This is a genomic window from Streptomyces sp. NPDC005423 (assembly GCF_040606415.1).
Classification (GTDB): domain Bacteria; phylum Actinomycetota; class Actinomycetes; order Streptomycetales; family Streptomycetaceae; genus Streptomyces.
This window is the reverse complement of sequence record NZ_JBEXET010000029.1, coordinates 88,264-99,811: the sequence shown is the minus strand read 5'-3', so window position 1 is coordinate 99,811 and position 11,548 is coordinate 88,264. Positions and strand designations below refer to the sequence as shown.

The window sequence follows — 11,548 nt, the reverse complement described above, 5'->3', positions numbered from 1 at the left end:
CCCAGTCGACATGGTCGTCTCTGCTCTCGGAACGCTGCTGGACGGCACTGCCGCAGCGGCCAGCTCTGTGTCCCGTAACCGGCGGATCATGAACCTGGCAATGGAGTACGCCGTCCGCCACGGCATCCTCCGCCAGAATCCCCTGCCGAAGGGCAAGGGTAGTGGAGGGGGTGCCCCCAAGGTCGCTCAGGCTATCGACAAGCGCTCGCTGCTGAACCCGGAGCAGGTCACTGCGCTACTCGATTGGATCGGCAAGCGGCCTCTGCGGCGGGGGCCCCTCTATCGAGCCTTCTTCGCGACCCTCTGCTACGCCGGTCTCCGCCCGGAGGAAGCCGTCGCGCTTCACGTGAGCGACGCCACGCTGCCCGAAACGGGCTGGGGTGAGTTCATCGTCCACAGCGCCCGGCCGGAGGTCGGCAGCCAATGGACCGACAGCGGAGAGCCCCACGATGACCGTGATCTGAAGGGGCGAGCGGAGGGCGACACCCGGACTGTGCCCATCCATCCTGACCTCGTCGCCTTCCTTCGCGAGGCCATCGTCCAGTACAAGCTCAAGCCGACCGACCTCCTCTTCCCCGGAGAGTTCGGCGGCAGGCTGGCGGGCTCGGTGTTCCGACGGGTTTGGATCAAAGCCCGAGAGGAGGTCCTCCAGCCCCACGAGTACAAGTCGCCTGCGGGTAAGCGCGTGTACGACTGCCGCCACACCTGCCTCACCGCGTGGCTAAACAAGGGCATACCCCCGGCCCAGGTTGCCGAGTGGGCCGGGAACAGCGTGCCCGTGCTCCTGGCCATCTATGCGCGGTGCATCATCGGTCAGCGGGACAACTACCTGAAGCAGATCTACGACGTCAGGTATGTCGGCAAGGCCGGGTAAACCGGATGCGAGAAGGGCGGTGTGGGACCTCCGCGGATGGGGTCCCACACCGCCCTTCGGCGTTGCTCGACATACATCCCTTGGATGCGTCTGGGTGGTGGAGCTGGGGGACGCATGGGGGACAGACACCCGTAGAAACCCAGTTTCAGCCGGTGTCAGCCGGACTCCCACGCCGCTCGGCGGTCCGGCGTACGCTGGAATTGTGCGGAGGTCAGACACAGCCTGACCAGGCAAAATACGGTCTATATGGCGCGAGGTCGGTGGCGCCCCCGGCAGGACTCGAACCTGCGGCCAAGCGCTTAGAAGGCGCCTGCTCTGTTCTCGTGCTTCTTGGCCGCCGAGGTGCAGGTATGGGTGGTTCTGTGCCGGTTCGCCGACGGCAGACACGTTAAGTCCCGTACGGGCTGGATTAACTCGGCGAAGGAAGCAAACCTAGAGCGGTCCTCGGAAAGTAGAACCTGCTATCTGCGCATCAACCGGGTCCGCGAGAGGTGCGTCGCGGGCGCAACATAGCCGACGATCGCCGGTTGGCCAAACCGGCGCTTCTCCGGACCATTGAATGACCCGGGGACGCTGACGCGTCCCGATGCCTAGTGCAAGGAGTCAAGTAGCTTGTCGCAGCCCGCAATAGATGAATCGTCCTTGCTCTCTGCGGACCACGTCCGCGCCCTTCTGGAATGGATCCAGGCGGAATCTCCGGGAGCGGTATTCCCCTTCCTCGCCTCTATGGCGGGCACCGCGCTGTCGCCGGGCGAAGCGGCCTCGGTTCGGGTGCACGACGTGACGCTCCCGGACGGGGAGTTCGGGGAGGTGCTGGTCCGTGCAGGCGAGGGCCGGAGGGTTCCTGTCTCCCCGGACATCGTGGGTGTGCTGAGGCGCTGGATCGACGAGGCAGATTTGGAAGCCGAAGATCTGCTGTTCCCGGCTGAGCAGGGTGGGCCGTTGGCGTCCTCTGAGTACAAGAGGGCGTGGAGGCAGGCTCGCCAAGCGGTATTGAGCCCGGACGAGGTGCAAGCGGGCTTGGGGAAGCAGGTCTCCAGCCTGCGCGACTCCTGTCTGGACCGCTGGCTCGGGGCGGGTGTTCCTGCATGGGGCGTCGCTGAGTTCGCTGGCGTGAGTGCCAGTTGGATTGCGTTGCGGTACCCGCACCGCTTCAGGCTGGAAGACATCGAGATCGACTGGGACCACCTGGAAGAGATCCTCCGCCTTCCGGGCATTCCCGAGCGGTAGTTTCCCGTCCCGCGCTCCGACTCACGATCCGAGCGCGGGAGCAGCGCCGCATGCATCTCGAACGTCGGCGGTCCACGCCTCACGCGGCTGTGTCACATGGCTCGGCCCCTCGGTGATCTGGTCCCACTGCCCTGGTAGGGCCAGTTGACCTGCGTCGTGGACCGCCGACAGCCCGGCTGAATCAATTCGCCTGCTTGGCCTTTCCCCCTCTGTTTCCGAGGACTCGCGCATGCCTGCCCATTTGCTATCCATCCCCGCTGTCGCCGCCGCCCTGGACGTCGACCGCCGCACCGTCTACCGCTTCATCGCCGCGGGACACCTCCCCGTCGTCGATCTGCGCACCGGAACGGAACGTTCCCGCGTCCGCGTCCCCGCCGCCGGTCTGGAGGAGTTCATCGCCAGCAGGCTGGTTGCTACCCCACGCCCCCGCCGGTGATCCCTCGCCACCAGCCCGGCCCTCACCCTTCCCGAACGAAGGAGTAGTACCGCGTACCTGCGCAAATTGAAGTCCGGCAAGTGGCAGGCGACCGTACGCAACCGGGCCGGAGACCGGTTCAGCGAGTCCTTCCCCCTCAAGGCCCAGGCGCGGGCCTGGGGTATCGAGCTGGAGACCCAGTTCGCTCGCGGAGGCATGCGCGACCCGCGGGCCGGCGAGATCGCGTTCCGGGAGTGGCACGACCGATGGTGGAACGCCCGCATCGTCGAACCTCACACCCTCCAGGGCGACGGGTCCAGCATCAAGAACCACGTCATGCCCTACTGGGCGGACTGGGAAATGCGGGCCATCACCCGCATGGACGCCCAGAGCTGGATCCGCTCCCTGGTCGAGAAGGGCGCAGGCCCTGCCGCGATCAAGCGGGCCTACAACCTCATGTCGTCCATCATGCGCGCGGCGGTCGACGACGATGTGATCGCGGTGAGCCCGTGCCGCAGCATCGATCTGCCGCCCATCGCGGTCAAACCGCCGCAGTGGTTCACGCCCGACCAGGCGCAGAGCATCCTCGACGGACTCGCCCCCGCCTGGCGGACGATGTGCCTGCTCGGCTTCTATACCGGACTGCGCTGGGGAGAACTCTCCGGCCTGCACCGCCACCGCATCGACACGCGCCGCTCGCGCCTGTTCGTGGTGGAGGTCAACTCCAAGAGCGGCATCAAGGAGTACCCCAAGAGTTCCAAGAGCCGTCGGGAGGTCCCGCTCCCGTCCCACGTCCTGGAGGCCCTCGAACGCCATATCCACCGGCTCGACCGCGACGCGGTGGTGTTCACCACCATCACCAAGGGCCGCTCCGGGCGCCGGCTCGCCGACAGTAACTGGCGCCGGCAGACCTGGTGGCCTGCCGTCGAGGCCGCCTACCACTTCGGCGACGACGGCGAGCTGCAGCTTGTCCCGCACTACCCGCCCCACTCCATGCGCCACACCTGCGCCTCGTGGCTGGTCCAGAAGGGAGTCTCGCTGTACGAGGTCCAGCACCTCCTCGGCCACGAGAGCTTCCAGACCACCCAGCGCTACGCTCACCTCCAGCCGGACGCCCACAAGGCCGTCCTCGGAGCCTGGGAACGCATGGAAACCCCGCTCACCATCGCCGCATAAGCCCTTCGCCCTGTCCTTCCCGGACAGGGCGAAGTCGTTTCCCGGTTGGACAGGTCCGGGTCACGGAGGCGGGTCGGTTGGCCGGTCGTGAGGAAGAGTCCAGCGGCCGTCGGTGTCGAACGGCCACGGGTAGGCGTAGGCATCGACTTCGCCAATTCACGCTGCACCTCCCGCCCGGCGGGCGGGTCCGGCGGGGTGCACAAGCGGCCTTGGAGAGGGTCGAGTTGTTCCGCGTGCGCCTCGGCCCACTCCAGCCAGTCCGCCTCGGCCGTCGCAACCGGTGCGCCCTCGGCTCGGGCGCGGGCGGCCTGGCAGAAGGTGCGGATCTCGGCGGCCTGCCGCCAGGCCCTAATCTGCCCGGTCAATACCGTCGCCCGGTGCTCCTCGATCTGCTGCTCGCGAGCCATTGCGACGGCCCCGTACCAGCGCCGCCGCTGCTCGGTCTCGCGCAATTCCTTCTCCCGCTCCCGGCGTTCGGCTTCCCCTGCGAGGCGTTCGAGATCTTGCAGGAGGTGTTCCAGCCGAGACTCCAGAGTCCACCGGGCACCGTCGCTGTAGGAGTACGAGTGCTGGTACCAGCTCCCGGTGGGCGCGCCGAGGGTGAGGCGGCCGTTGAACTCCTCGTCGTACTTGGGAAGGCGCGTCCAGGGGTTGCGCTCCCGCTGGCGGAGCTCCTGCGGGGTCGGCTCGTGCGGGACCTTGGTCGTCCGCCCCGTGAGAACGAGAGGAAAGGCCCGGCCCCGGATCATGATCGCCAGCGTGTGATCGGCTTCACCGTGCCTCAGGTCGGTCTGGGTCTCCACCGTGTATCCGCGGTTCTCGGCCTCGCTGAACAGTGCGTGCATGATCCGCAGAGCCCGGTCGGCGAGCGGACGCGACAAGTACAGCGGGATGACGTCCGGCGTGCCCCGGGTGTCGACCAAGCTCTGGGACCAGCCGAGGACCTTGCGCGTCGCACGAACGAGACGATGAGGGCGATCCAGGGTCTCCGACACCTCTACGGCCGGAACCGGAGGAGGCTGGGCAGCCTTCTCGGCCTCCTCGTCAACCAGCGTGAAGACACAATGGCCGCGCTGGCGGCCGTTCCACCACAGCTTATGCCCTGCCGGCACATGCCCCTGATGGAGCGCGTCGTAGTACGCCGCTCGCCACCGGCCTCGGGTCTGCACAGCAGGATCAGGAACCGTGACCTTCCCCAGGGCTGCCTGCAGGCGGGAGATCAACTCGGCTCCATCGGCCGGAGCTCGCGCGACCTGGGCGGCATCGCCCTCCAGTCGTTCCCTCTCGGCCTGGACCTGCCGGGGATGCTTGCCGTGCTTGAGGAAGTAGCGCCGTCCGCAGTGACCACGGCGGTGTGACCGCTGCCGCGCCAGGTCCGTCTGACCAGGCCCCGCTGCTCCAGAGCCCAGGATGTCTGCGTCCGGGCAGGTGGAATGGGCATCGCACTGGAAGCAGCCGCGACCTCGCGGAGCAGGTCGACCTGCGGCTCCGTCAACGCGCACTTCACGTATCAATCCGGTATACCGAGAGGCTGTCCGAGATCGGGGCTTCGGCCTCGGTCGGCTCGGTCGCCGACAGCTATGACAACGCGATGGCCGAGGCGCTGAACGGAACCTTCAAGGCTGAGCTGATCGAAATGCAGGGCCCTTGGCGGGACGTCGACCAGGTTGAGCGGGTGATCTTCCAATGGGTCAGCTGGTACAATGAGGAGCGGCTCCACTCCGCCCTCGACTACGTACCGCCCGCCGAGTATGAACGCGCCTGGTGGCGACAACAGGAACCCACCCCGCAGTCCGCCTGAAACAAGATCACCGGACTCTACGAACTCGGGACAGCTCAGTTTGGATTGTCACCGTGTTGGAGGAGTGCCGAAGGGCCAGCTCCCGTTGTTGCGGGGCCAGCCCTTCGAGGTCAGTGCGGTGGAGTGTGTCAGGTGTAGTAGCCGCTGGAGTCGATGACGAGGTCGGTGGTGCCGGTGCTGCTGTTGTAGAGGGTGATGGATCCGCTGGTGTCGGTGGGAGTGAGGGTGAGGTTGGCGATGGTGTCGCCGGTGCCCCAGTTGATGTTGCTGGTGGCGGGTTTGCCGGTGCTGGTGGGGTAGACGGTGGCGTTGCCGCCGGCGGTGGGTCCGGTGATGGTGACCATGGCGGCGATGGTGGGTGTGGTGGCCGTGGTGACGTGCTGGGTGATGGTGGGGGTGAGGGTGTAGGTGCTGTTGGCGGCGACGGGGGCGGTGGTTCCGCCGATACCGCTGCGGGTGTCGACGAGGCGGGTGGGGTTGATGGTGTGGAATTTCTGGCCGTTGGTGCTGGTGGTGTAGTAGCCGGAGATGTCGGCGAGGACGGCGGTGGCGCTGGCGTGGACGGCGATGGTGATGGTTCCGGAGGTGCCGATGGGGACGTCGCCGGAGAGTGAGGCGATGGCGTTGCCGCTGTTGAAGCTGAGGCTGGTAGCTGCGGTGGGGGTGTATCCGGTGGCGTAGGTCTGGAGGTAGCCGGTGCCGGTGGCGTCGGCGGCGGCGAGGTTGATGGCGACGGCGGTCGCGTTGCTGGGGATGCCGTTGAGGCCGGTGATCTGAAGGGTGAAGGTCTTGTCGGCTGCCACGGTGCCGGTGGTGGTCAGGCTGGTGTGGGCGATGCTGGAGCGGGTGTCCAGGGCGCGGACCGCGCTGGTGAGCGGGGTGTAGGTCTGGTCGCCGGTGACGGTGGCATCGCTGATGAAGTAGCCGGTGACGTCAACGATGAGGGCTGCGGTGCCGCCGGTGGTGTTGATGTGGGTGTAGAGGTCGATCTTGCCGTCGTTGCCGACCGGGACGATCTGGTAGCCGGTTGCCGTGGTGGACGCGGTGAAGTTGGTGGATGAGGTCTTGGGGCGCTGGGTGCCGTCGGCGTAGGTGGTGACGTAGCCGCCGTCGGTCTGTGCGGTGGCGGTCACGTCCACGGCGACGGCGGTGACCGAGGCCGGGATGGTGGTGGGTGCGCCGCTAACCGGGGAGGTGACCGTGTCGCCCGCGATCTTCAGATGGGTGATGGAGTCGGTCGCGACGGTGCTGGTGCCGGCGGTGATGCCGCTGGTGTAGGTCAGGCCGTTGCTGGAGCGGGTGTCGAGGATGCGGGTGGGGGTGACGGCCTGGTGGTATCCGGCGGGGGTGTAGGGCTGGGCGGGGGGTACGACGGCGCCGGTCCAGGTCTGGACGCGGGCGAGTTCACCGGTGAAGTAGTCGGCGCGGGCGCTGGTGTGCCAGTCGTCGCCGAGCTGGAAGTTGCCGGTGGCTCCGGTGGTGGGGGCGGTGTGGTTGCCGGTGGTGACGCAGACGTCGTCGACGTAGAGGTTCATCACGCCGGTGGTCTTGTCGTAGGTGGCGGTCAGGTGGGCCCAGGTGCCGAGGTGGACGGTGCCGCCGGTGATGGTGTCGAAGCTCCATGCGGTGCCCGCGCCGGTGTTGAGGCTGAACTGCCAGCCGTCGGTGGTGGGGATGAGCAGGATTCCTGAGTCCGCGCTGCCGCTCTGCGAGAGGACTGCGCCGCCGTAGGCGGTGGGATCGGCCCAGAGGGACACGGTGAAGGACTTGGTCAGGTCCAGGGCTTTGCTGCCCTGCAGGTAGTCGTGGTCGGTGGAGTCGAGGGCGACGTCGGGGTCGAACAGGCCGCCGGTGGGCGCGGTGACGCCGCTGGTGCCGGTGAGGGGGACCGCGGTGGTGGCCGCGTCGTCGGCGGTCAGGGCGGTGGTGTCGTAGTCGTTGAGGGGCCAGTCGTGGGTGTCGGTGCTGAGAGCCTGGGCAGCGCCGGTCGTCAAGGTGGCGGTGGTGCCCGACAGGGTCATCTCATGGGCAGTAACGGTTCCGGTGCTGCTGGTGGTCCACAGGTCGGGTGTGCCGTCGTTGTTGATGTCGGCGGCCTGGAGGGTGGGCTGTTTGGCGGAGTCCCAGCCGCTGGTGGCGGCTTCGACGGAGGTGAGCGTGGTGTCTATGACGAGGTTGTTGATCGCGTCGTCGGCGAGTTTCGTCAGGTTGTCGGGGCTGAGGTACCACAGCTGTCCGGCAGAGGGGCCGCTGGTGCTGGTGTCGCGGGCGAATACCGCGGGCAGTCCGTTCAGCAGGGTGCTGGTGATGGTCCAGCCGCTCCAGCCGGTGGTGCAGTTGGTGGTGGTGCTGGTGTTCTGGGCGAGGCAGTAGGGGTTGTAGTCGGCCAGGTCGGTGGCGGCGTCGGCGCCGTTGTAGCCGCCGGGCTGGTTGCTGTCGGGTGACAGGTAGAGCGAGCCGTCGATGACCATGAGCAGGTCTGAGAAGCCGGTCATGGCCGTGGGATCGAACGTGCCGTCACCGTTGGTGTCGCTGACTGCATAGTTGTACAGACCGCCGCCGTTGGCGATGGATGTGGCGAAGGCGGTGGTTGAGGTGGTGCTGCCGTCGTCAGCGGTTGTGCTGACGGAGCGGCTGAAGGCAGCGGTGGAGTCGCCTGCTGCTGGGATGCCGCCGTTGGGGTCGAGGGGGCTTCCGTCGCCGGTTCCGCGCAGGATCTCGGCACTGGCTGACACTGCGGAGGTGTCGTAGCTGTAGTCGAGAACGTCGGTGAAACCGGTGGCGCTGGCGAAGTGGCCGGTGATGACCTGGGTGCCGGTGAAGGATGTGGCCGTGTGGTTGGTGGTGGAGACGCCGTTGCCGTCGATACCGATGTTGCGGGCGACGGCGTTCACCTTCCCGGTTCCCGTTCCGGCGGCCTGCCATAGTCCGGCGGGCAGCGAGTTCTGGCCGCCGAGGGGCAGCAGGTCGGCGTTGCCGTCGCCGTTGAGGTCGTCGCTGGTCGCTGTGGTGGGGGCGTTGGCAATGAAGCGGTAGTTGTAGGTGTCACCAATGTTCCCGCTACTGGCGACGGCGGTGACGGTCAGGACGTTGGTCTGTGTGGTCGGCTTCAGCGAGATGGTGGCGGTGTAGGGGCTGGAACTCGCTGGGGTGACGCTGACCGGGTTGCCGCCGTTGAGCTGGTAGCGGTAACTGCCGGGCGAGGTCGTGGTGTTGGTGTCCGTCACGGTGAAGCCGGCGGCCGTGCCGACCGTGCACAGGCTGTCACCTGAGGGGCTGTCGGTGAGCTCCGGGCACTGGCTGGTGGTGGAGGGGGCCGAGGCGATGGTGGGGGCGCCGGGGGCGGTGGGGTCGTAATAGAAGTGACAGGTCTTCGACTGGCTACTCGTCAGATGTTGGTCAGTGACGGTGAGATACCAGGCGAACTCTGTTTTCGCTGTGAGTGCCTGGAAGGGCCCGGAGGTACTGGTGTGCGAGTAGAGGGTGCTTGTGGTGGTGCCGCTGGTCGCGTTGATGGCTCGGGCATAGGTGGTGCCGCTCGACATGTTCTTCAAGGTGAAGTTCGCCGTGAGCGGGCTGGTGGTGCCGTCCGGGTCGGACACTCCGGCGCGCAGGGTGACGTCGCCCAGGCCCAGAGTGGTGGGGGTGGTGGCGGTGCAGCTGGTGGCCGGGCTGGTGGTCAGGTTGGTGGGGGTGTTGGGGGTGTGGTCGTAGGTGGTGGTGATGGTGGCCTGCTTGCTGAACTGCTTCCAGGCCAGGTCGTCGCTTTCGTCGGCGGCTTTCAGCTCGAAGGTGGCCTTTGAATATTTGCCGGCGGCGGCTTGTTCCATCAGCGACTTGATGTCGAAGGTGACGTCAGCAGGTCCGCAGGAGGTGGACCAGCCGTGGGCGGCGGACTGGGAGTCGAGCAGTTTGAGCCGACTGGGCTGGTTGTTCCAGGTGGTGCTGGAGGTGATCGATCCGGTCCAGTACAGGTCGACTTCCTTCTTGGTGCAGGAAGCCGACCAGTTCTCGTAGAAGGAAATGTTGGAGCTGATCACGTCATCGGCGCCCCAGACGCCGCTGTGGATGCTGGTCTGGTAGAAGGCCCGGTTGGTGGAGACGTCGGAGGTCCAGTCGGTGTATCCGACGTGCAGGGGGCCGGGGGTGGAGGCGGCCGGCTTCCAGAACGAGGTGTCGGGCCACTCGTTGTCGACGTACGCCCACGCCTGGACGGTGTCGGTCTGTCCGGAGGCGGTGAAGGTGGGGTCGATGTAGACGGGGTAGGCGGTGTCCTTGCCCGTCAGCAACTGGTGGTCGGGCGAGAGCCGGATCTTCCCGGCGTGGTAGGCGGCCTTCAGGCTGGTGGTACGGGCGGCCGTTCCGGGGGAGGCAGGGCTGGAGCTGACCGGGTCGCCGGTGCGGATGTCGACGCTCTGGCCGGTCTGGGGGTTGGTCGCCTTGGGTGTGCTCGCGGCGGCACGGCCGGAGTCCCACATGGTGGGGGCAGTGGCGGAGAAGACGGTGCGTCCGTGGCGGTCCCTGGCGGTGATGTCGCCGGCCGTGTCGCTGGCCAGGGTCACTCCGGTGGCCTTGGTGGACAGACTCAGGTCGGCGAGCGCGGGATTCGCCGCGGCGGTGGCGTTCTTGACGACCAGCACCTCGCTGAACCCGCCGGTGTCCTGAGCGGTCACAGCGAGATCCACATCAGGCAGCACGCTGTGATATGTAGCGGTGGCGCCCGAGAGAGAAGGTGTTCCCAGCGTGAACCCGTGGGGCAAGGACACCGCCAGGGCTCCGTCGCCGGCCCGCATGGCGGCCAGCGGGGCATCCGGGCTGCCCCCTGACAGCAGGAGGGAACTGGTCGACACCTTGGGGGAGATGGTGCCGTCCGCCTGACGCACGAGCGTCGGATCCAGGCTCTTCCATCTTCCGTGCACCAGCTTGCGCACCGGGGCGATGGTCTGTCTGAGCGTCAGCGTGCCGTTCGGGTTCGCGGTGAGGGTGGAGGAGGCCGTCGTCGCGGCCGTCGCCTGGACCGGCTTGCCGGAGGCGCGTGCCTTCGCCAGGGCCTGATCCTCACTCAGCCCCGGGGAAACGCCGGCCGAAGGGCGGCCGGCTGCGCTGGCGTGAGACGCCGACGTGGCCGCTTCAGCGATACCGGGAAGCCCCAGGGCGCCCGAGACGGCCAGGACGGCTGTGCCGACAATCATGCGGCGCGCCCAGGAACGGGGCAGGGACGTCCGCGAATTGTTTTGCATTTTCTTTCCCCCAATTATTCATGCTGATGGAAAAAACCGCACTACTTACCCCCGGCCCACACTGAACGACCTCGCGTGAGGGTCAATGTCTCGCAAAATTGCCTCGGCGGTTTTCGTCGTCTGCCGAGGCGCTCAGCCGCCGTGGAGTGGAGCTCGGAGCGGCGTTGAGCGTGGCCGGATCGCGCCACGGTATGAGGATTTAATGGCCACACGTGCGATTGTGTGACCCAGATCACGGCACGTGTACGCCTTGGATGTCCACTTCTGTTGAAGTTTGGTCATCTTCTTGGGCGGGTTCTTTCCTAACTCATTATTCATTTGGATTGAACCTTCATGTACTTCTTTTCGTCGGGGAGCAATCACCGCAGCAGCAATAGGTGCAGGTGGTCGTTCGATATTTCGGCATGTCGTCATGGGCGAGGGGGAAGCCGTGTCCGGTAGACGGTTGCGCGGAAACAGCGGAGTGGTAAAGGCTCGATACCGGCGCACGGCCGGGAGGCTTCTGATCGGGTGGGCCGCGGTACTGGCCTGGTCCCTGTGCCTGAGCCTGGCCTTCGGATCGACAGCGACCGCGCTGACACCGTCCACCACGTCCACTACGGCCGCGAAGCCGAAGGCGGACCTCGGCAAGTCTGTAACGGGCCTGAAGCCTGTTGCGCACAGGAGCGTTCGCCTCTCCGGTGCCACCCGACACACGGCGGTACCGACCCGGACGGCGTGGCCGGCCGCCAAGACGGGGACTCTGAAACTCGCGGCGCCGAAGCACTCGGCGACCACGGGCTCCAAGGCCACCGCGTCGGGAACACCGGTCT

General features: G+C 66.9%; 7 protein-coding genes and 1 tRNA gene. 5 read left to right on the top strand and 3 right to left on the bottom strand.

The features are described from left to right. Positions 1 to 874, top strand: an 874-nt coding sequence (locus ABZT12_RS26800; protein WP_356389171.1) for a site-specific integrase, incomplete at its 5' end; no start/stop codon positions are given. 261 nt (positions 875 to 1,135) lie between these two features. On the opposite strand, the gene ABZT12_RS26795 is transcribed toward ABZT12_RS26800, so the two are convergent. Next, positions 1,136 to 1,255 (bottom strand) — tRNA-Arg (locus ABZT12_RS26795). A 231-nt stretch (positions 1,256 to 1,486) separates the two neighbouring features. On the opposite strand from ABZT12_RS26795, the gene ABZT12_RS26790 reads away from it, so the two are divergent. The 3 genes from ABZT12_RS26790 to ABZT12_RS26780 all read left to right on the top strand — a co-directional run bounded on the left by ABZT12_RS26790 (position 1,487) and on the right by ABZT12_RS26780 (position 3,695). After that, positions 1,487 to 2,104 carry a tyrosine-type recombinase/integrase gene (locus ABZT12_RS26790; RefSeq protein WP_356389169.1) on the top strand — a complete coding sequence of 206 codons (618 nt, stop codon included), beginning with the start codon at positions 1,487 to 1,489 and terminating at the stop codon, positions 2,102 to 2,104. Between the two features lie 229 nt (positions 2,105 to 2,333). Further along, positions 2,334 to 2,540: a helix-turn-helix domain-containing protein gene (locus ABZT12_RS26785; protein ID WP_356389167.1), complete on the top strand. Its 207-nt coding sequence runs from the start codon at positions 2,334 to 2,336 to the stop codon at positions 2,538 to 2,540. Positions 2,541 to 2,606: 66 nt separating this feature from the next. Next, complete coding sequence (locus tag ABZT12_RS26780) at positions 2,607 to 3,695, top strand: tyrosine-type recombinase/integrase (RefSeq protein WP_356389164.1); 1,089 nt, start codon at positions 2,607 to 2,609, stop codon at positions 3,693 to 3,695. On the opposite strand, the gene ABZT12_RS26775 is transcribed toward ABZT12_RS26780, so the two are convergent. Continuing rightward, a complete protein-coding gene (locus ABZT12_RS26775) occupies positions 3,617 to 4,918 on the bottom strand; it encodes a hypothetical protein (RefSeq protein ID WP_356389162.1) in 1,302 nt (433 codons plus the stop codon). The two genes, ABZT12_RS26780 and ABZT12_RS26775, sit on opposite strands and share 79 nt — an antisense overlap. A 368-nt stretch (positions 4,919 to 5,286) precedes the next feature. Between ABZT12_RS26775 and ABZT12_RS26770 the strand changes: the two genes are divergently transcribed. Then, positions 5,287 to 5,496: an integrase core domain-containing protein gene (locus tag ABZT12_RS26770; protein WP_356389160.1), complete on the top strand. Its 210-nt coding sequence runs from the start codon at positions 5,287 to 5,289 to the stop codon at positions 5,494 to 5,496. Positions 5,497 to 5,624: 128 nt separating this feature from the next. Here ABZT12_RS26770 and ABZT12_RS26765 read toward each other — a convergent pair whose 3' ends face one another. After that, positions 5,625 to 10,688, bottom strand: a complete 5,064-nt coding sequence (locus tag ABZT12_RS26765) for a LamG-like jellyroll fold domain-containing protein (protein WP_356389158.1) — start codon at positions 10,686 to 10,688, stop codon at positions 5,625 to 5,627. Positions 10,689 to 11,548: the final 860 nt, after the last annotated feature.